Source organism: Litoribacillus peritrichatus (assembly GCF_039537985.1).
GTDB classification, from domain to species: Bacteria; Pseudomonadota; Gammaproteobacteria; order Pseudomonadales; family Litoribrevibacteraceae; genus Litoribacillus; species Litoribacillus peritrichatus.
The window spans coordinates 81,876-103,287 of record NZ_BAABBN010000006.1; the positions used below are offsets into that span (position 1 = coordinate 81,876).

General features: G+C 49.1%; 18 protein-coding genes. 8 read left to right on the top strand and 10 right to left on the bottom strand.

Going from position 1 to position 21,412, the window contains the following annotated elements; genetic code table 11:
* Positions 1 to 10: 10 nt before the first annotated feature.
* Positions 11 to 1,942, bottom strand: a complete 1,932-nt coding sequence (locus tag ABD744_RS09585) for a response regulator (RefSeq protein ID WP_344797912.1) — start codon at positions 1,940 to 1,942, stop codon at positions 11 to 13.
* Between the two features lie 292 nt (positions 1,943 to 2,234).
* Here ABD744_RS09585 and ABD744_RS09590 point away from each other — a divergent pair, with 292 nt between their 5' ends.
* Positions 2,235 to 2,993 carry an S-methyl-5'-thioinosine phosphorylase gene (locus tag ABD744_RS09590; protein ID WP_344797914.1) on the top strand — a complete coding sequence of 253 codons (759 nt, stop codon included), beginning with the start codon at positions 2,235 to 2,237 and terminating at the stop codon, positions 2,991 to 2,993.
* Between the two features lie 53 nt (positions 2,994 to 3,046).
* Positions 3,047 to 4,108: an S-methyl-5-thioribose-1-phosphate isomerase gene (gene mtnA, locus ABD744_RS09595; RefSeq protein ID WP_344797916.1), complete on the top strand. Its 1,062-nt coding sequence runs from the start codon at positions 3,047 to 3,049 to the stop codon at positions 4,106 to 4,108.
* Positions 4,109 to 4,159: 51 nt separating this feature from the next.
* On the opposite strand, the gene ABD744_RS09600 is transcribed toward mtnA, so the two are convergent.
* Complete coding sequence (locus ABD744_RS09600) at positions 4,160 to 5,041, bottom strand: cation diffusion facilitator family transporter (RefSeq protein WP_344797918.1); 882 nt, start codon at positions 5,039 to 5,041, stop codon at positions 4,160 to 4,162.
* A 38-nt stretch (positions 5,042 to 5,079) separates the two neighbouring features.
* Positions 5,080 to 6,249, bottom strand: a complete 1,170-nt coding sequence (locus ABD744_RS09605) for a MalY/PatB family protein (protein ID WP_344797920.1) — start codon at positions 6,247 to 6,249, stop codon at positions 5,080 to 5,082.
* A 183-nt stretch (positions 6,250 to 6,432) separates the two neighbouring features.
* Between ABD744_RS09605 and ABD744_RS09610 the strand changes: the two genes are divergently transcribed.
* Positions 6,433 to 7,224, top strand: a complete 792-nt coding sequence (locus tag ABD744_RS09610) for a hypothetical protein (protein ID WP_344797922.1) — start codon at positions 6,433 to 6,435, stop codon at positions 7,222 to 7,224.
* Between the two features lie 169 nt (positions 7,225 to 7,393).
* Complete coding sequence (gene trxA / locus ABD744_RS09615) at positions 7,394 to 8,281, top strand: thioredoxin (protein WP_344797924.1); 888 nt, start codon at positions 7,394 to 7,396, stop codon at positions 8,279 to 8,281.
* Positions 8,282 to 8,362: 81 nt separating this feature from the next.
* Here the strand turns inward: trxA and ABD744_RS09620 are convergent, their stop codons facing one another.
* Positions 8,363 to 9,865 (bottom strand): amidase, encoded by a 1,503-nt coding sequence (locus ABD744_RS09620; protein ID WP_344797926.1) that lies wholly within the window; start codon positions 9,863 to 9,865, stop codon positions 8,363 to 8,365.
* Between the two features lie 215 nt (positions 9,866 to 10,080).
* Here ABD744_RS09620 and ABD744_RS09625 point away from each other — a divergent pair, with 215 nt between their 5' ends.
* Entirely contained in the window at positions 10,081 to 11,355 is a 1,275-nt protein-coding gene (locus ABD744_RS09625; RefSeq protein WP_344797928.1) for an HD-GYP domain-containing protein, read from the top strand.
* 21 nt (positions 11,356 to 11,376) lie between these two features.
* Here the strand turns inward: ABD744_RS09625 and ABD744_RS09630 are convergent, their stop codons facing one another.
* The 3 genes from ABD744_RS09630 to ABD744_RS09640 form a co-directional block, all read right to left on the bottom strand.
* Entirely contained in the window at positions 11,377 to 11,889 is a 513-nt protein-coding gene (locus ABD744_RS09630; RefSeq protein ID WP_344797930.1) for a hypothetical protein, read from the bottom strand.
* A gap of 141 nt (positions 11,890 to 12,030) precedes the next feature.
* Positions 12,031 to 12,513, bottom strand: coding sequence for a cyclic pyranopterin monophosphate synthase MoaC (moaC, locus tag ABD744_RS09635; RefSeq protein WP_344797932.1), 483 nt, complete (start codon positions 12,511 to 12,513; stop codon positions 12,031 to 12,033).
* Between the two features lie 12 nt (positions 12,514 to 12,525).
* Positions 12,526 to 13,434 (bottom strand): SDR family oxidoreductase, encoded by a 909-nt coding sequence (locus ABD744_RS09640; protein WP_344797934.1) that lies wholly within the window; start codon positions 13,432 to 13,434, stop codon positions 12,526 to 12,528.
* 227 nt (positions 13,435 to 13,661) lie between these two features.
* Between ABD744_RS09640 and moaA the strand changes: the two genes are divergently transcribed.
* Positions 13,662 to 14,645 carry a GTP 3',8-cyclase MoaA gene (moaA, locus tag ABD744_RS09645; RefSeq protein ID WP_344797935.1) on the top strand — a complete coding sequence of 328 codons (984 nt, stop codon included), beginning with the start codon at positions 13,662 to 13,664 and terminating at the stop codon, positions 14,643 to 14,645.
* Positions 14,646 to 14,653: 8 nt separating this feature from the next.
* On the opposite strand, the gene mobA is transcribed toward moaA, so the two are convergent.
* The 3 genes from mobA to ABD744_RS09660 form a co-directional block, all read right to left on the bottom strand.
* Complete coding sequence (mobA, locus tag ABD744_RS09650; protein WP_344797936.1) at positions 14,654 to 15,202, bottom strand: molybdenum cofactor guanylyltransferase MobA; 549 nt, start codon at positions 15,200 to 15,202, stop codon at positions 14,654 to 14,656.
* Between the two features lie 176 nt (positions 15,203 to 15,378).
* Positions 15,379 to 16,017 (bottom strand): single-stranded DNA-binding protein, encoded by a 639-nt coding sequence (locus tag ABD744_RS09655; RefSeq protein WP_344797938.1) that lies wholly within the window; start codon positions 16,015 to 16,017, stop codon positions 15,379 to 15,381.
* An 80-nt stretch (positions 16,018 to 16,097) separates the two neighbouring features.
* Positions 16,098 to 17,474, bottom strand: coding sequence for an MFS transporter (locus ABD744_RS09660; RefSeq protein ID WP_344797940.1), 1,377 nt, complete (start codon positions 17,472 to 17,474; stop codon positions 16,098 to 16,100).
* Between the two features lie 189 nt (positions 17,475 to 17,663).
* Here ABD744_RS09660 and ABD744_RS09665 point away from each other — a divergent pair, with 189 nt between their 5' ends.
* Both ABD744_RS09665 and uvrA read left to right on the top strand, forming a co-directional pair.
* Positions 17,664 to 18,344, top strand: a complete 681-nt coding sequence (locus tag ABD744_RS09665; RefSeq protein ID WP_344797942.1) for a LuxR C-terminal-related transcriptional regulator — start codon at positions 17,664 to 17,666, stop codon at positions 18,342 to 18,344.
* Positions 18,345 to 18,444: 100 nt separating this feature from the next.
* Complete coding sequence (uvrA, locus tag ABD744_RS09670) at positions 18,445 to 21,267, top strand: excinuclease ABC subunit UvrA (protein ID WP_344797944.1); 2,823 nt, start codon at positions 18,445 to 18,447, stop codon at positions 21,265 to 21,267.
* The last annotated feature ends 145 nt before the right edge of the window (positions 21,268 to 21,412 follow it).

A 21,412-nucleotide genomic window follows, 5' to 3' on the forward strand; every position in this document is an offset into this window, starting at 1 on the left:
CATCATGGCGCTAAGCACCAATAGCGCCATGCGCTTTATTCAAAGCCTTAACCAGAGAATCGAGTTGTACTGGTTTTGCGATGAAGTCATTCATGCCCACCCGGTAACACTTTCGTTCCTCGGTAATCATTGCTGAAGCCGTTAACGCAATGATGTAGATGTGCTGGAAAGACTGGTCAGAATGTCTAATGTAGGCCGCCGCTTCGTAGCCGTCCATCACTGGCATCTGACAATCCATTAAAATCAGGTTGTAGTCTTTTTGAGCCAACATATCCAAGGCTTGTTGTCCGTCTTCGGCCAAATCGTGCTGTAACGATAATTTAGCCAGTAGGCCACCGGCCACCAACTGATTTATCCGATTGTCTTCCACCAATAAAATTTTCAGATCCTCGGGCTTAAATGAGGGCGTTTCCAGGTGTGCTTCCCCCATCAAGGGGTCGTTTTCCAGCACATTAACCGGCAAGTTGAACCAGAACCGAGAGCCTTTACCGACCTCAGATTCCACGCCTAATGAACCGCCCCAGGATTCGACAATGGTGCGAACAATGGCTAAACCAAGACCACTGCCGCCTTTACTCCGAGCCACCGCATCCACCTGCCTGAATTTTTGAAAAACGGCATCGCATAAAACGTCCGGAATACCAACACCGGTGTCCACCACTGTCCCGATCAGCATACCGTCAGCGCTGGCATCCGCACTTTCGATGAAGTCAAGATGAACGTCAACAGCCCCGTTGTCCGTAAACTTAACCGCATTGCTCATTAAGTTTGTTACCACCTGATAGAAACGTCTGCCATCGGCTTCCACCACGTCCGGGCACGACGCAGACACCGACACGTTCAGTTTGATGGATTTGCTGTCGGCCTGAGGCTTCAGATTGGACGCAACATTTTGCAGCACCTGCAACGGCAGTACAGGCTGCTGTTCAATCACAAACTCACCCACTTCCGCCCTGGACAGATCCAGCACATCATCAATGATGGACACCAAATGCTCGCCCGACTGCATGGCGATTTGCAACCAATGCAACTGCTGTTGATCCAGTTTCGCCGAACGAATCAATTCCATGATGCCCAAGATGCCATTTAAAGGCGTCCGAACGTCATGGCTGATGCTCGCTAAAAAAGATAGCTGATTGCGGCTTTGCGCTTCGATTTGCTGATTCTGCTCCTGCAGTTGTTTCACCAAATACCGATTTTTAAGCAAGGTTCTGACCCGAACCAAAACCTCTTGCGGCACCACAGGTTTAGAAACGTAATCGTTCACGCCCCGTTGCAATAACTCAACCCGGCGGGAAGGGTCATCATAACCGGTGATGGCTAAAATCGGGGTATCACCTTTCGGGCCCTCCAGCCGGCGAATCCGATGCACTAAATGCAAACCGGACATCGTACCCGGCAGAACAATGTCGGTCAGCACAATGTCATAATCTTGCGCCTGAAACGCTTTCCAACCTTCGTCTGCATTATCAAAGGCATCAATGGTTAACCCGGAGTGACCCAGAAATGCCACCATCGACATTTGCTGACTGACAGAATCCTCGATATACAGTACCCGCCCCTCCACCGAGCGGGACATTTCCTGATGCCTTTTCAGGTAGGCATCCAGATCATCCAATTCCTGACGATGAAATATATCGGTAAAACCCGAACTGAAGGCCTCGGTTTGAGTGGCCTGACCGGCTTCCGACGTTAATAAAACAATCGGGGTGTATCGATATCCCGGCCGATCCCTCAACATTCGACACACTTCCAGGCCATCAAGGCTTCCGGGAATGTGTAGCCCCAAACACACAAAATCAAACGAGGTGTTTTCTAAACAATCTTCCAGAGCGTCCGAATTTTCCAGAATTGTGACTTCCATGCCGGCATTGGTAAACAAACCTTTCAACACCAAACGAAACGCTTTACTGCCTTCAATGGCCAGGACTCTAGACACCATGCTTGTTCCTTCAGATAGAGAGATGCGCGGATTCAGTATAGCAGTGATTTATCCACCCATAGCAGGCGACTGGGTTTCATCATCGAAGCAGGACGAACAAGGCAAAATCAGGCGAAAACGCGGAGTCCGCGTGCCCCTTGGGTATTATGGTTATCAATGAGCATTTTGAGCCTGATGTTAACGCCATTATGGCAACACAAATAGAAAATCAACCACCTGATAGAGGGAAGGCAGCGCTCTGCACATCAGGTATACTCTTCACCAATGACCTTTCAAAACACGGAGTATTACGTTGAAGTCCATCGCTATTATTGGGGGCACAGGCCTGAATCAATTTCCCGGAGCCACCCACTCAGAATCCATTGAACTCGACACGCCTTATGGCAAGCCTTCCGGAAAAATCGAAAAGTTAACGCTCGCATCCGGCGCAGTGCACTTTCTCGCCCGTCACGGCCAACCACACAATTTACCGCCTCACCAAATCAACTACCAGGCGAACATTCATGCCCTTCACCAGCTGGGCATCACAGACATCATTGCCGTGAATGCCGTCGGCGGCATCACAGATAAAGCCCCAACCGGCTGCCTAAGCATTCCAGATCAGTTGATTGATTACACATGGGGACGGGCACACACCTATTCTCAACAGGAAAACAATGACCCGCTGCTGAGCGTTCAACACATTGATTTCAGCCAACCCTTCAACGAAGAAATCCGAAACGCACTCATAAGCCAAGGCAAAGCCCTGCAATTACCGATCGCGGATTCCGGCACCTACGCCGTCACTCAGGGGCCTCGGCTAGAAACCGCCGCTGAAATTGCCAAATACGAACGCGACGGTTGTGATTTGGTCGGCATGACCGCCATGCCCGAGACGGCACTGGCCAAAGAACTGGGCATCCGTTACGCCAGCGTTTGTCTGGTGGTAAATCCGGCCGCCGGCAAAGCCGACCAAGAAATTACAATGGAAGACATTCGCGCTGTGGTGGATAAAGGGATGCAGCAAGTCACCACCTTAATTACCCACACCGTCAGCGCACTGCACGCCTGAACCGAGTGCACCAGCCCATAGATAACGCAGCAAACATTCAGCGAGAGCCTTTGATGTCATCAACACAGTCAAACCATACCCATACATTCCAGCCTTCGGAATTCAGTCCGATTCGCTGGACCAATCACACCCTTGAACTGTTGGATCAACGGATTCTGCCATTAGCAAGCGAATGGCTGACATTCACCGATGCCGTGTCAGTTGCAGCCGCCATTCGAGAGATGATTGTACGCGGCGCGCCCGCCATCGGCATCACCGCCGCCTATGGCGTAGTGCTGTCCGCGCTTCAGCATCGATCCTCATTGGAACAAGGGGATCATCAAGCCATCTTGGCCGACATCCAAACCCTCGCTGACAGCCGTCCCACGGCCATTAACCTGTTTTGGGCGCTGGACAAAATGAAAGCCGCTTTGGCTAAAAACTCGATCGAAACACTCGCGCAGCAAGCCATTCAAATCCACCAGCAAGACATCATGTTTTGCCATCAAATTGGCGAACATGGCGCCAGCTTACTGCCCGTGCAGAGCCGGGTCTACACACACTGCAATGCAGGCGCTTTAGCCACAGGAGGGCATGGCACAGCGTTGGGGGTCATCCGGACCGCCTTCAAACAAAATAAAATTGAACACGTTTACGCCGGGGAAACACGCCCATGGTTACAAGGCGCTCGGCTGACCAGCTGGGAGCTGACTCAGGAAAACATTCCCACCACGTTAGTCACCGAAGGAGCCGCAGGCCATACCATGAAAACCAATGAGGTGGATTGGGTCATTGTCGGCGCAGACCGGATCACCGCAGACGGGTCGGCGGCGAATAAAATCGGCACCTATAACCTGGCCATTCTCGCCAAATACCACGGTTGTAAAGTGATGGTGGCCGCCCCCAGTTCGACCTTCGACTTATCCATCCAGTCCGGCGCCGACATCCCTATTGAGCAGCGACCGCCGGAAGAAGTCACCCGTTATAAAGAGCATCAAATTGCGCCAAGTGAGGTTGTCGCCACTAACCCCTCGTTTGATGTCACGCCCGCCGAACTGATTGATGCCATCGTGACCGAACGAGGCGTGATCTTAGCGCCAAACAAGGAAAAGCTGAAAGCGCATTTCGAAGCATGAGGCCAAGAAGCCTAGAAGCCAAGACCCACCAGCAAACCGTCAAGCGCAGGTTTATTGGGGTTTATTGACGACACTCGTCGGGTCTTGGTGAATCAAAATATCCGCATCGGGATAATCAATCCTTAGCATCGCCTCTACCTGATCCGAAATTTTATGCGCCTGAAATAACGGAATCAGGTCGTCCAGCTCTAGGTGGAACTGAATAAACTTAGTAGGGCCCGCCTGCCGGGTGCGTAAGTCATGAAGGCCAAACACATCGTTATGGGATTCGACCGTTTGACGGATTTTCTGGTGCTCTTCGTCCGACAACGCATGATCCATTAAAGATTTGACCGCTTCCTTCGCAATTTCCCAAGCGCTGTAAAGTATGTAAAACGCAATCCCCAACGCAAAAAAACCGTCCCAGTTATGGTGACCATGCCAGGCCAGCAGCAACGCCAGTAAAATCGAAGCATTCATTAAAATGTCGCTTCGGTAATGTAACGAATCGGCCTTCACCGCCAAACTGCCGGTCTTTCTTGCCACCCACAATTGAAAAGCAACCAAAGCAACGGTTGCCAAGATCGATACGGCCATCACCGCAATACCAATCTCCGGCGCTGTCACTGGTTTTGGATGAATGATCCGATCCACCGCATGAATCACCAACAACACACAGGAACCAGAGATAAAGGCACTCTGAGCCAAGCCAGCCAAGCCTTCCGCTTTGCCATGGCCGTAGCGATGCTCTTTATCAGCGGGTTGAATCGCCAGTCTCAAAGCAAACAAATTGGCCAGCGAGGCCGCCAAATCCAGCAAAGAATCGGTCAGCGATGCCAACACACTGGCGGAGCCCGTCATCATCACCGCCGCCACCTTAATCAAAATCAAGAAGACTGCGGTACCGGTGGCAGCCCAACCGGCCAGCATCGTCCATCGAGCGTAATCATTCATTGGCGCTGTCATCTCCTGTCATTACGGCCTGTTGTGAGTCATTCAGGAAGAGAATCAACGGCCTGCCGTATTCGCTGAAGGGCACACGTCAATAAAGCCCGGGTACAGCCAAAGTTCAAACGCACAAACTGGGGGGCGCCAAAATCACTGCCCGCCGATAAGCCAACACCGAATTTTTCAAAGTAGCGCGCCGGATTCTCTAGCCCTAATTGAGAGGCATCTATCCAAGCCAAGTACGTGGCTTCCGTATGCAACATCGAAAGCCCGGGAATATCCTCCACCTGCGCCTCAATATAGTCCCGATTTCCAATTAAGTACTCAATTTGAGCATTCAACCAAGGTTGGCCGTATTGGTAAGCCGCCTTAGCCGCCTCGATCGACATCAGATTGATTTCCGGCACAATTCCTTGCATGGTTTTTCTGAACCGGCGTCTCAACTGCGGATCTTCTATGATCGCAAACGAACAGCCAAGGCCAGCGATATTCCAGGTTTTACTGGGTGCCATTAACGTACAGCTGCGCTCACGGGCCACCTCAGACACAGACGCAAATGGGATATGTTCCAACTCATCCAGAATCAAATCACAATGAATTTCATCCGAACACATGATCCAGTCGTGTTGCTCAGCCAACGACGCTAATCGTTCCAGTTCATTCCGCCGGTAAACCGTGCCGCCCGGATTATGCGGGTTGCACAGCATCAGCAAATCAATGTCAGCCGCCTTCGCTTCCAGTGCAGACCAATCAATCATCCACCGACCAGACTCTTCCACAAAAGGCACGAAGCAGGACTCGGCGCAGGCATTTTCCACCGCTGAAACAAACGGCGGATAAATCGGCGTGGGGATACCAACCGATTTTCCTTCACCGGCATACGCTCTGGATGCCACATTCAGGCCACACACCAAACCCGGTATAAAGACAATGTCTTCGCGGGCAACAGTCCAGTGGTACAGATCGCTCATTCGCTGAATAATCAGGTCTTTCAGTTCATCAGGAACTAAGGTGTAACCAAAGACACCGTGATCCGCTCTTGCCTTAAGTGCCTGAGTAATTTCAGCGGCCACCTTAAAGTCTGTATCAGCGACCCACATCGGTAAAATGTCTTTTCCCTGATACCTATCCCACTTCAAACTCGATGTTTTTTGTCGATCCACTGGCGTATCAAAGTCCGCCACGGACACCTGATTTTCTGATCTCTGACTCATTTTCCTGTTCCTAACCGATACACAACGCCCAGCATAATGCAGATTTACTCTGCACGTAATTTTTCATTATAAAAGTTTCATTTTTAGTACATTTCGTTCTGTAGTTAACGACGTCTGAAACTTTAAATCCGGACATTCTTACTGTATATTTATTGTACACACAGATAAAAGGTAGCGGCGTAGATGACCTCCATCAATACAACGACAACCGGTATCAACCCCATCGTTCAGCCTCTTAACGTAGGCGAAGAAGAGCGCGTGTCCAATACCACCCGAAACCCGGATCAGGACAACATTGCGACACGGGCACCAGAAGCTACCGATGAATCTGCGCCCAGAAACGCCTCTCAATCCTCAACCGAACCACAAGATGAATTAAACCGTCGTGATGATCCGTTAACCGATGCCACTGAGCAAAACTCCAACATTACGGTGACCCCCGACGAAGGCAACGAGACCACTGGTGATCGATCTGAAAACTCCGTTACTGTCACCCTGTCCGGGCCAAATGATCAGGAAGTTTCTGCGACCCTATCCAGAGAACAGCTGTTCAATCAGGTAGACCAAAGGCAGCAACAGGATCAAGCGGAACAATTCATCAGCGCAACTCAGCGCGCTAACGGTCAGGAAGAAGACGCCACAACCACTGTGGGCAATCAGGGCAATACGCAGAACATAGCGACCGCCGTTGCTCAAAATTCAGCCACTCAGAATTCAGATACCACCGAAGGTGCCCGGGAAACCGCTGTTAGTCTTGTAGAAACCCGACAAAATAACGAAATCGCTGATTTTGCATTTGAACAGTTTGCAAACGCATCTGATGAAGCGTCGGATAACACGACAGTGAATACTAACTTCCTTGAAACAGAGGAAGACGCCACTGAAAACCAAACAAGAAACACCTTAGTCAGTAGCTTTGTGGATCAACAAAATGCGGAACAGCGTGTTGGAACGAACTTAGACGCTTCGGCGTAAGTCACCCAACACCACCAAAAAGCCCTCTTAATGAGGGCTTTTTGGTGTTCAGCGCTGTGGAATCGCCCTCTCATGTAGGTTTCAGCAACTCTCCAATTGAAATCCTCGCGGACAGCCCCCATTATTAATACATTGATATACAAAAGTTAAATCCATTGAGAATACATTCATGATTGAAGCGGACAGCCCACTTACACCTGCGATTACTGAAAACATCATCGACATCACCCCTGAAAATTTTCAACAGGCGCTGATCGACGAGTCCATGAAGCGGCTGGTGGTCGTTGATTTTTGGGCAGACTGGTGCGCGCCTTGCAAGGCATTAATGCCAATTCTTGAGAAGCTTGCCAACGAATATAACGGCCAGTTTTTATTGGCCAAAGTGAACTGTGATGAGCAGCAATCCATCGCCGCTCAGTTTGGCGTTCGCTCTCTGCCGACCATTGCCTTACTCAAAGATGGCCAACCGGTTGATGGTTTTATGGGCGCTCAGCCGGAATCCGAAATTCGTCAGATTCTTGAAAAGCACTTACCCAAAGAATACGAAATTGCCTACAAAGACGCCCTGGAGAAAATCCAGGAAGGCAACCTCCATGAAGCCTCCACGCTGCTGAACGCCGCCTACCTTGCAGAACCTAAACGTTCCGACATTGCCTTGACCTTTGCCGATGTGTTGATCGAACTGAAAAACCTGGAGGCCGCCCAGGCGGTAGTCGACGCCATTCCGTTACAAGACCAGGACAACCAATACAACAAGGTTAAAGCCAAACTGGAACTCGCGGCTGACGCAGCCGACTCTCCGGAAATTCAGATTTTGGAAGAAAAGCTTGCCGCAACCCCCGATGACGCCAAGCTGATTATCGAACTGGCCGTTCAGTATCAGCAAGCCAATCGCAACGAAGAAGCCCTTGAGCTGACGCTCGGTTGCTTGCGCACGGATTTAAACGCAGAAGACGGCGAAGTCAAAAAAACCATGACCGACATGCTGTCTGCACTGGATAATGCCGACCCGTTGAAAGCCCGTTACCAGCGCAAACTTTATACCTTATTGTACTGATCACCGAAGTAAGGTAACCACCAGCGCATCGCCTGCCTTTCAGCGGGCGATGTGGATCGAACGCCACCTTCCTTGCCCGAACTAACTGTCCAGCCAAGCCGGCTTGTGCGCCTGCCAATTCAATTCAGACTCCAGCTGTGCGGCCAATTGAAATAAGGTCACCTCATCCGCCATTGGGGCCATAAACTGAACCCCCACCGGTAAACCATTATCTGCCCAGTGCACAGGCACAGACATCGCAGGTTGACCCGTCAGGTTGGCCAGCTGGGTAAACGGCAATTTTTCCAGTTGGCGAAAAGCGAGTTTTTCAAAGATGCCGCTGCGCTTGAGCAAAGTCGCTATCGGTAATTTGTACAAGCCACGCAGAACAATTTTTTCGATCGAGGACGGCATTAACTCTCCCACTTTGGCAGGCAAGTCAGCCATTGTCGGCGTAAGATAGAGGTCGTATTTTTTATGAAACTCACCCATGGTCCGAGCATAGATATTCCACGCATGCAGAGTTTGTGCGAACTCTTTTGCCGAATAGGTTTCGCCCAGTTTCACCAACAACGCCGTCATAATTTCGATGTCTTTACCCGGCTTTAAGGCACGCCCCAGTTGTTGCTCAATATGACCGATGGCGGCCGCCGTTTCACCCAGGTTCATCGCCAGATAACTTTGATACAACTGAGTAGCGTCGTACTCGGGGGTGGCTTCTTCTACGATGTGCCCTAACGACTCCAACAACTTCGCGGTTTTCTCAACCGCCCGCTTACACTCCGGGTTTACAGTCCCTCCGGTTGGGTTCTCTGTACTGAAAGCGATTGTCAGACGACGAGGCGCAACCTTAGTCATAGCCAAGTAAGACTGCCCTGGTTTTTCCATCGGGAAGTGCGCGCCGTGATCCGGCCCGGCGGTTAAATCCAACATCAAAGCACTGTCACGTACACTGCGAGACAACACATGCTCAACGGCCGCCCCTTGCCACAGTTGCCCCTGATCCGGCCCCGTTGGTGTTCGTCCTCTGGAAGGCTTCAACCCAAACAAACCACAACACGAGGCAGGAATTCGAATGGAACCGCCACCATCACCTGCGGATGCCACTGGCACAATGCGGGCTGCCACAGCCGCGCCACTGCCACCACTTGACCCGCCAGGGGTGTGATCGGTATTCCAGGGGTTACGACTTGGTCCGAACAACTCCGGCTCAGTCACCCCCATCAACCCGAATTCCGGGGTATTCGTTTTTCCTAAATGAATCAGACCCGCCTGTTGGAATCGATTCACCATTTCCGAATTATGCTCCGGGATATAATCCGCCAAGGCTCGACTGCCGCAACTGAACGGCACACCTTCATAGGCGGCCACCAGATCCTTCAACAAGAAGGGCACCCCGTACAAAGGGCTTTGGGGATTGAGCTTTTCAAAGTCTCGTCGCCAACGATCCACCATGGGGGTGACCACCGCATTGATCTGAGGGTTTCTCTGTTCCATCCGGGCGACAGCTGCATCCACCACATCATTGATCGAAAGCTCTTTGTTTGAAATCGCCTCTGACAACGCAACGGCGTCCATATTATCGTATTCAGGTAAGGCTACCATGCCATCTCTCTCCGCAAGTTTTGTTCTTATTTATACATGAGCTTTTATTCATCATCTATCAAAATCTGAGCATTTCATAGCATAAAGCAAGCTCGCATGGCGGCCTTGGGCGTCTCGCCAAGGCGGAATAATGCAATTTGACATAGTGTTATCATTTCAACCGTTGCTATACTGGAAAATAAATAAAAACATAATTTAGTTTGTATACTTGGTTTATGACAGAGCATCACAAGAAACAGTACCACGGTACCAACCTCATTGAGGTGAAGCTTGAGGTTTCGCAACTTGAGATTGGCATGCAAGTTAAGAAATTGGATCGGCCCTGGCTCGAAACCCCCTTTATGTTTCAAGGGTTTCGCATCACCACCGACCGAGAACTTCAACAACTCCGTGCCGTCTGCCAGTTTGTGATTATCGAAGTCGAAGAGCACTATTGGTTCTCCTATCAAAAACATCACTTAGGCGAACAAAAAGAACGGGAAGCCCGAGTTAATAAACCGATTATCACGCCCATTACCCAAGCCTTTCCTGAAGCCGTTGAACTCTACAACAAAGCCGACATTGAAATTCATCAAATCCTGAATCGGGTCAAAGAAACCGAAGACATTGATGTCGAGCCTATCCAAGACACCGTCAACGGATTCGTGAAAAGCGTGGTCACCAACCCCAATGCCTTACTTTGGCTGACCCGCATCAAAGACCGGGATGAATACACCGCCGAGCACTGTCTGCGCGTCGCCATTTTGGCCATGGCGTTCGGCCGTCATCTGGGCCTGCCGGAAGAAGAACTGAAACTGCTGGGTATGTGCGGCATGCTGCACGATGTCGGCAAGATGGTCATTCCCAATGAAATTCTGAATAAGCCAGGTCGATTAACCGCCGAAGAATACGAGGTCATGAAGACCCATTCAGAAGAAGGCAGCCGCTTACTTTCGGAACAAAGCGGCCTTGATCCGGCCGTCATCTCTGTCGCACACCATCATCATGAGCGCCTGGACGGCACCGGCTACCCCAGTCAGCTGCGACCTGAACATATTTCACTGTACACCCGAATCATCACCATCGTCGATTCTTACGATGCGATTTCCAGTGCCCGTTGTTATAAAAAGGCCTCCACCCCGGCCGAAGCCTTAAAGATTCTGTTTGATAATCGCGGATCTCAATTTGACGGGGACTTACTGCAACACTTCATTCTCATGGTCGGCATCATTCCCACCGGCAGTATCGTAGAAATGAACAATGGTGAGGTGGGTGTGGTCTTATCGAACAACCCGGACTACAAACTGAAGCCGAAGGTGCTGCTGGTACGTGATGAATACAAACGGCCACAACCCGAAAAGATCATTAACCTGGCGCACAACCCTTCCACCGAAGAAGGTTCGCTCTATGAGATCAAAAAAGCGTTAACCAATGGTAGTTACGACGTGGACATCATGGATTACCGTCAACCGAAAGCTTACCCTCACTTATCACAATTCGACTGGCTGTAAACCGCGATACAAAGGCGTTGGTCAGTCCAGTGCCTTTGCAGCTTGCGACCACTCTTTAAGTGCCGACTGATAGTTCTCATGCAAATCGCGCGTCATTACTTTATACGCCTGAATGGTTTGCCAAAGGGATTTTGACCATCGCTCTGAATAAGATTTGATGGCGGTCATTGGCAACATTTCAATGGATTCACCCTGTCTGAATTCTCGCACCACCAGCTCTGATAAATCAGGGAACGACGCCAAATCAATACTTGGGATTCGTGCCAGCCAGCGGGTCAACGCATCAACAAAGGCAAATTCATCATGGGAAAAGCGCATTTCAAGGAAGAAGCCTTTTTCAGAACTCGTCAAAAACTGCCGTAAAAGGTCATATTGCTGGCGCTGATGCTCGGCCGACATGGCCGCATTACCATCCATAGGACACGACACCGAAACGCTGTTCGGTGTTAAACCAATATGATAAATGGTCTCTAACTCCGCCTCCAGAATCGAGATTACTGGCTGCTGAGTGCGGTCTGTAACTACTTCGTACATAAGCCACCCCCTTAAGAAGTTTATCGGCGGCAATTGGCCAAACTGAACAGTTTTTAGCCAATTAATTAACCTTAGTCATATACAAAGCAAAATTACAGCCATCTTTACTCATTATTTTAGCGAATCGATGAAGCGACCCACTCAGTTGTCTTCAACTTGCCAGTCACCCGATTTACCACCGCTCTTGGAAAGTACCCGAATCCCCTCGATGCGCATCATTTTATCGACCGCTTTACACATATCGTAAACCGTCAGACACGCCACAGACGCTGCGGTCAGCGCTTCCATTTCAACACCGGTTTGTCCGGTCAGTTTACACTCCGCCAAAACCCGGACGCGGCCAGCTTCTGGCTGAATGTCAAAATTCACTTTCACTGAACTCAACATCAAAGGGTGGCATAAAGGAATGAGATCCGGCGTTTTCTTCGCTGCCTGAATACCGGCGATGCGGGCAACCGCCAAAACATCCCCTTTTTTATGGCTGCCTTCCGCCACCATAGCCAAAGTTTTGTCGTTCATATAAACAAAACCTTCCGCTTGTGACGTACGGGTAGTCGCTTGCTTCTCAGAAACATCGACCATCACTGCGTTGCCCTTATCATCGATATGGGTAAATTGACTCATTCTGATTCCTACTTATTTTTTCAACTCTGAATCTGGCAAAAACCGGGCTTCCGCCAACTTCGCCACAACCTTGGACAGCTCCACCCGCCACGACTTCTGCTTGATGCCAAAGGTATACAGCAGCTTCTGGCAGTTAAGCACTGCATTCATCGGTCGTTTGGCGGACCCTTTATGTTGCGAGCTACTGACCTGATCTACGTGCCGAGCCTGAAGTTCCGGATGACGTTCGGCTTCTTGCACCACCGCTTCTAAAAACTCCCGTCGGGTTACCGCTTCCACATCGGAGTAATGGTAAACGCCCCAGGGGTTAATATTACAAGACAGCTGCTTACATATTGCCAACACCACCTGTGCCGCCGTTACTGCGGACGTTGGGCAAGCCAATTGCTGACCGATAACTTCCATCCGTTCATCCTGCCCGCCATGAGCCAACAAACGACCAACAAAGTTATCTTCACCCGCACTGAACACCAAACCTAAGCGAATTATGACGTGTTTTTCGAGCGTTGAGGCCACGACATCTTCGGACGCCTGATGAATTTCGCCATAAAGATTGACCGGATTAGGCGCATCTTTCTCCGTATAAGGGCCAACTTTATCCCCATCAAACACGTATGGCGAAGTCAGGTGCAACATTGGTATATCCAACTGCTGACACGCCTTGGCCAGCGCCCTTGGGATTTCAAGGTTTTTCAAACGACAGCGCTCGACTTCGGCTTCGGCTCTGTCAACAAAAGGATAAAGCGTGGTGTTGACCACAAAATCAGGGGCATGTTCTTCGAGTAATTGCATGATATCCCGGTGATCAATGAACAGCTGATCATCCGAGTCAAAGGCAACAAACTCTGTTTCTGAACTTTCCAGAAGCCCGACCAATTCATGTCCGACCTGACTTTCGGAACCCACCACCATTAATTTCATTAATGAAAACCTCACCCCTTAACAGATAATGTTATTTACAGGCAAAACTATCAACAAAGCAACCTTAAAATGCCAGTAATCACCTATCTTACAATTTCTTGACCTGGCTCACCTAATATTCTGGTAAGATATTCAAAATAGCTTTCCGTTACGCAATTACGCAATATAGAACAGTAAAGCGTACGACGAATTTGATCAGGTTCGGTTATTTCAGACAGGATAAGTTTATGGCATTGATAGACCAATTTGGCAGGCACGTTGACTACGTTCGGATATCGGTAACCGATCGTTGTGACTTCCGTTGTGTTTATTGCATGGCCGAAGAAATGACCTTCCTCCCGAAAAAGTCGGTACTTTCGCTGGAAGAAATCGAACGCATTTCCAAAGCATTCGTTGACCTGGGCGTTACCAAAATTCGCCTAACCGGCGGTGAACCTTTAATTCGGCAAAATGTTCTGTCCCTGTTCCAAAAACTTGGCGCTCTTCCCGGCTTAAAAGAATTGGTGACCACCACCAACGGCAGCCAATTAACAACCATGGCTCAGGACTTAAGAGACGCAGGTTTAAAGCGCCTCAACATCAGTCTCGACAGTCTCAACTCCGATCGCTTTACCCAGCTCACCCGTTTCGGCAAGTTAGAGCAGGTATTGAGCGGTATTGACGCAGCGAAAAATGCGAGCTTTGATCAAATCAAGCTCAACAGCGTGATCATCAAAGGTCGTAATGACGATGAAATTCTGGATCTGGTGGCGTTTGCCAAACAGAAAGCCATTGATATTTGTTTCATTGAAGAAATGCCGTTGGGCGTCATTACCGAGCACAACCGGGGCGAAAGCCTGTGTTCCAGTGATGAGGTACGGGCAATCATTGAAGGCCAATACCAGCTCATCCCGGACACCTACAAAACAGGTGGCCCAACCAAATATTACAAGCTAGCAGGCAGTGAATCCCGGGTCGGCTTCATATCGCCGCACAGTCACAACTTTTGTGGCGACTGCAACCGGGTTCGGGTCACGGTGGAAGGTCGACTCTTACTGTGTTTGGGCAATGAACATTCGGTGGATCTGAAAACGCCCATGCGTGATGGCTGCAGCGACCAGGAACTACAACAAATCATTATCGATGCCATGAAAATCAAACCTAAGAGTCACGAGTTTGATGTGCACGATGAACCTCAAATCCTTCGCTTTATGAACACCACTGGCGGTTAAGTCGTCGGCTAAGCATCGGTAAGCGCGTTGATGTTGGCCATCAGGCTTTCTTCCGGTACATCTACCCACTCCACACTAAGGTCATTGAAGACGCGATAAACACTGCGCTTGCCTTCGTTAAACGCCATTTCAATACTCGAAAATGCAGTGCGATGAATCAGGCAATGCAAAGGATGGTCTTTACGCTCTCCCTTCAAAGCGTAAATTCCGGCGTCACTCGCCTGCGATGTTAATAAAGCCATCAACTCAGAAGTAATTTTCGGCGTGTCGCACGGAGCCACCATCAACCACTCAGACTGAACCAATGGAAAGGCACTGACTAAACCACTTAATGGCCCTTGAAAATCCGGATTTTGATCAGAAACAATGTTACCCGACATCAAGGCGTACTGATCTTGATTCCGATTGCAGCTGATAAGCAGTGTTGTACAAAGCGGCTTAAGTGCTGCTAAACAATACGACACCAAAGGCCGTTGTTGCCAATGCACCAACCCCTTATCAACGCCTCCCATCCGACTGCCTTGTCCACCAGCCAGAATCAACCCTGTTATATCCATTGTAATTTACATGCCTTTGAACTATTTGGGCGGCATTATACTCTGTGTTATCAACGATCAAACACTTCCGCCGCCTTAAGACTTAACACTCAAGTTCCCAAAACCAAAAAACCCTCTATGACAGAGGGTTTTGGGTTCTATACATCACACACGCCATGGGCGTTTGATGGTATTTTTTAGAACGGAATGTCATCATCGAAATCATCAAAACCACCAACAGCCGGCGCTGGCGCGGGTGTAGATTGTGGCGCAGGATTTTGACGAGGCTGGTTCTGCATTGGCTGTGTTTGCTGAGGCGTTGCCTGGTAAGGCTGGCTTACTGGGGCTGGCGCGGGTTGCGGCGTAGGCTGCATGGCCGGCGCTTGATTTTGCTGCATGCCACCTTGTTGATTCATATTCTGATTCATCGGTGCCGCTGCAGGCGCTTGCTGCTGATAACCACCCATAGGCTGGCCGCCGCCCATTTGATCACCGGCACCACGGCTGTCCAGCATTTGCATTTCACTGGCAACAATCTCAGTCGTGTAACGATCCTGGCCTTGTTGGTCCTGCCATTTACGGGTACGCAATGCACCTTCAATGTAGACTTTTGACCCTTTACGAAGGTATTGACCGGCAATTTCACCCAGCTTGTTAAAAATCACAACCCGGTGCCATTCAGTACGTTCTTGCTTCTGACCCGTTTGCTTGTCTGTCCAGGATTCACTGGTAGCAATCGTAATATTGGTCACAGCACTGTTGTTCGCGGTGTATCTGGTTTCTGGGTCTTGCCCAAGGTTACCAACCAGGATGACTTTGTTAATTCCTCGTGCCATGAATCTCTCCAGAAAATCTTATTATAGCAAGGTTCGTATAATGAAAAAATAAAGTCGCCCATTGTAGCCTTAGCCAGCACTTAGGCCAAGCCAGGACTCCCTAAAGTTTTCTGAATTATCCCTTCATTCGTCAGGTCAGGGTCGTATTTTATGTATAAAGTTTGCTTTTGTTCATAGTGAAACACTTCCTGTACGCCACTCAAGCTTTTTAGACCCAGAATCTTTTCCTGACAGTCGGTTCCTTCCAATAACGAAATGGTTACCCCTTTCAGAAAGCTGGGTTTTTTCATGCTGCTCACCAGTAACAGCCAAACAACCAACAGGCTAATACAGCCCATCAATAAGTATTGATCTCCACCGTGTTGCAACGCTAAGCCACCGAGCCAACCGCCTAAAAAAGCACCAAAGAACTGATGAGAAGAAAATAGCCCCATCGCACTGCCACGGGTACCTGCCGATGCCAACTTTGCGACCAGTGAAGGCAAGGTGGCCTCCATTAAATTAAAGGCAGTAAAGAAAACCAAAAGCAGAGCTATCATCGCATACACGGAATGCACTTCAGTCAGCAAAACAGCTACCACCAACAGCATCAATGCCACGGACAAAACCATCATCCATTTCATTTGACGCTTTACTTCCGCCACCAAAATAAACGGCACAGCCAGTAGAAAACCGAGCACCACAACCGGAAGGTACACCCAACCTGTCATTGATGCTTCGATCCCAAACACGTCTATGATTCGAGCTGGCAAAATAATAAACAGCGCAGTCAGTAACGCGTGTAAAATCAAAACACCCCAATAAACCCGTTGCAACTGGCCATTCATCAGACTTTTTTTCAAACCACCTCGGGTGGAAAGTGTTTCCAAAGAATGCAACACCACCGGCGGGTTAGGTACCACTCCCCATAAAATAACCAACCCCACGACACCCAACACGGCTGTCAGCCAAAAAATCCCGTTAAGTCCCCAATACGAATCAACAATCGGCCCTAATACAATGGCAACCGCAAAGGACATCCCGATGCTGGCCCCAACCATTGCCATGGATCGGGTCCGAGTCTGCTCTGACGTTAAATCACCGAGCAGCGCCATAATACAAGCCGCTACCGCACCACAACCTTGTAATGCTCTTCCCAGCACCACGCCATAAATGTGGTCACTCATGGCCGCAATCAGGCTACCTGCAATAAATAACAGGTAACCAATGGTAATCATGAATTTACGCCCGAAGCGATCAGAAAGGGTGCCAAAAGGAATCTGCATAATGGCCTGAGTCAAACCATATCCGCCGATCGCCAAACCAATCAGCAAAGGGGTTGCGCCTTCAATCGTTCGCCCGGTACTTTCTGGAGACATATACAAAGAAAGTACTGGTAGCACCATAAACAGGCCCAGCATGCGAAACGTATAAAGCAATGCCAGAGAAAAAGTACTGACTCGCTCACTAGAATTCATTCGGTATCCATCCTCTTTTGTGATCGAGCGCAAGTTTATCACCTTTGCGCTTACGACAATATCTTCATGCTACGTAGGAAATAAGACATACCTCAAGAACCTGCTATTTTTTTATGGCTTAATAGAGGGAATTGAACTGGGTTATTAGGGATTTACCAGTTTTTGCCCAAGGAACAAGGTGCCTAATGTATGTCTAATGTCGTAGCGGAATCACAAACTATTTTATTAGTTGGTCAACAGAACCTTCAAAACTCTGTCATTATCAATTATTTGACCAACGAACAACAGATCACAGCCCAGTTGTGCAGTCAGGCTGAAGCCGTAAAACGCATATCCACTGATAAATCGTCGTTGTTTCTTTTGGATGCAAGAGACATCAGACCAGAGCAAGCCGTTCGCTTTCTGAATGAACTTTATCAGCGTAACTCTTCAACTTCGGTCGCCTTCATCAATGTGCTTTCCGACTCCAAATTTGAAAAACTGATTGATCACCCGACCATTGCAGGTATTTTCTACGCTCACCAACCGCAAAGTCAGGTTTACAAAGGCATTAACGCCCTATTAACCGGCGACATTTGGATTCCTCGTAAGCTACTAAAGCAATATCTTCAGCAGACCCGTACCGCTTACCGCACTGCAGAAGACTCAAGCAAGCTCCTCACCAAGCGCGAGTTACAAATTCTGAAATTAACAGCAACCGGTGCCACCAACTCGCAAATTGCGGACAAACTGAACGTCAGCATGCACACGGTTAAGACCCACATGTACAACTTATTCAAGAAGATTGGTGCATCCAACCGAGTTCAAGCGATTAACTGGGCCAATGATAATCTGGACAGCGTTGTTATTGATCGCTCAAACGCTGCGTAATTTTACTAACGGATTTTAAAAAGCGATAGAAAATTGCTGCTTTAACTCCAGCCTCCAAGCCCTATAATGGTTCGTTCGATTGTAAGGGCTAGAGGCATAAATGGACAAGATTTCAGTACGCGGCGCAAGAACCCACAACCTTAAAAATATTGACCTCGATATCCCTCGCGATCAATTGGTGGTGATCACTGGTCTATCGGGTTCAGGTAAATCATCGCTCGCTTTTGACACCCTCTACGCGGAAGGACAGCGTCGCTACGTAGAAAGCCTGTCTACCTACGCCCGCCAATTTCTCTCCATGATGGAGAAACCCGATACCGACAGTATTGAAGGCCTGTCTCCCGCCATTTCAATTGAGCAAAAATCAACGTCGCACAATCCCCGCTCCACCGTAGGGACAGTCACTGAGATTTACGATTATTTGAGATTGCTTTTCGCTCGTGTCGGCGAAGCAAGATGTCCAACCCATGATCAACCTTTGCAAGCGCAAACCATCAGCCAAATGGTTGATCAAATCATGGAGCTGCCAAAAGACAGCAAAATCATGCTACTGGCACCCATCGTTCGAAACCGAAAAGGTGAACATCTCCACCTGTTCGAAGACCTTCAGGCAAAAGGCTTTATCCGTGTTCGACTGGACGGTCGCATTTATGAGCTGGATGAACTGCCTTCACTGGATAAAAACAAGAAACATTCCATTGATGTGGTAATTGATCGCCTTAAAGTCAAAGACGACATCGAAACCCGGTTGGCGGAGTCATTGGAAACCACCATCGAACTTTCTGAAGGCGTGGCTTTAGTATCATTCATGGACGGTGATCAGAACGACATCACGTTTTCAGCCAACCACGCATGTCCGACCTGCGGTTACTCCATTGCAGAGCTGGAGCCCAGGTCTTTTTCATTCAACAACCCGGCGGGTGCCTGTGAAACCTGCGATGGCCTCGGCACAAAACAATTCTTTGATAACAGCAAGATCATCACCGACGAAAACCTCACCTTATCCACCGGCGCCATCAAAGGCTGGGATAAGCGCAGCCTCTACTATTTCCAGCTGCTTGATTCTTTGGCCACACATTTCGGCTTCAGTTTAGACGCGCCCTGGAAGTCATTAAGTAAGGCACATCAAACGATCATCCTCAACGGTTCCGGAAAGGAAAAGGTCCCTTTTAAACACGTAACCGCGAAAGGAGACGTCTACCATAAAGAGCAATCGTTTGAAGGTGTACTTCCCAATCTGGAGCGAAGGTACCGAGAAACAGAAAGCCCCTTGGTCAGAGAGGAGCTTTCTAATTATTTAAGTATTCAGCGTTGCCCGAGCTGTCACGGTGCACGACTCAAAGAATCTTCTCGTCATGTTTACATCGGCCAACAGACTCTGCCAAAAGTCACCCACTTATCTGTAGGCGATGCAAAGAATCTGTTTGAAAGTATTATCTTAGACGGGGCTAAGGCTCAAATTGCAGACAAGATCATTAAAGAGATCGGTGATCGTCTGCATTTCCTGGTCAATGTTGGCCTTGAATACCTGACACTAGATCGCAGTGCCGATACCTTATCAGGCGGTGAGGCGCAACGAATCCGGTTAGCCAGTCAAATTGGCGCAGGCCTGGTGGGGGTTATGTACATTCTCGACGAGCCATCTATCGGCCTGCATCAACGAGACAATGACCGCCTGCTGGCAACACTTCGTAGGCTACGGGATTTAGGTAATACCGTCATTGTGGTTGAACACGATGAAGACGCCATCAAAACAGCCGATTATGTTATTGATATTGGCCCCGGTGCCGGAGTTCATGGAGGCCAAGTAATTGCACAAGGCACACCGGAAGAAGTCTTTAATAATGAAGCCTCATTAACCGGCCAGTATATGTCTGGGGTTAAGTCCATCCAAGTCCCTTGCAGCAGACATCAACACCAAGATAAGTGGTTAGAATTGAATGGCGCCGCAGGAAATAATCTAAAAGACGTCAACCTTAAATTACCCATTGGCCTGATGACCTGTGTTACTGGCGTTTCCGGCTCAGGGAAATCCACACTGGTAAACGCAACACTTTATCCGATCATGGCTCATCTGCTGAACGGAGCACATAAGTCCACAACCGTGCCCTATGCGAATATTAACGGCGTTGACCACCTGGATAAAGTAATTGATATCGACCAAAGCCCGATTGGACGAACCCCAAGATCCAACCCTGCAACTTACACAGGCATCTTCACAGGCGTACGCGAGCTTTTTTCAGGCACTCAAGAAGCACGCTCACGAGGTTATAAACCGGGCCGATTCAGCTTTAACGTGAAAGGCGGTCGATGTGAAGCCTGTCAGGGTGACGGCGTTATCAAAGTAGAAATGCATTTTCTGCCAGACATCTATGTCCCCTGCGATGTTTGCAAAGGCAAACGTTACAACCGAGAAACGCTTGAAATCACCTATAAAGGTAAGAACATTCACCAGGTTCTGGATATGACAGTTGAGGATGCGCGCGAGTTCTTCGATGCCATTCCGGCCATCGCCCGAAAACTTCAAACCTTGCTCGATGTTGGCTTAGGCTATATCAAGCTAGGGCAAAGCGCCATTACCCTGTCCGGCGGTGAAGCACAGCGAGTCAAACTTTCAAAAGAGCTATCCAAACGCGACAGCGGAAACACGCTCTACATTCTGGATGAACCGACAACCGGGCTTCATTTCCACGATATTCAGCAACTACTTACGGTACTCCACAAACTTCGCGATAAAGGCAATACGGTTGTTGTGATCGAACACAACCTAGACGTCATTAAAACCGCTGACTGGATTGTAGACCTTGGGCCTGAAGGCGGTAAAGGAGGCGGAATGATCATCGCAGAAGGCACCCCGGAAGAGGTTGCAGAAATTACACAGTCTCACACCGGACACTACCTCAAACCCATGCTCAACAAGTAACAAAATCAAAAGCGGCTTAGGTCGCTTTTTTTATGACTTTATTATGCCATTGAGTTGCGAGTTGCGAGTTGCGAGTTGCGAGTTGCGAGTTGCGAGTTGCGAGTTGCGAGTTGCGAGTTGCGAGTTGCGAGTTGCGAGTTGCGAG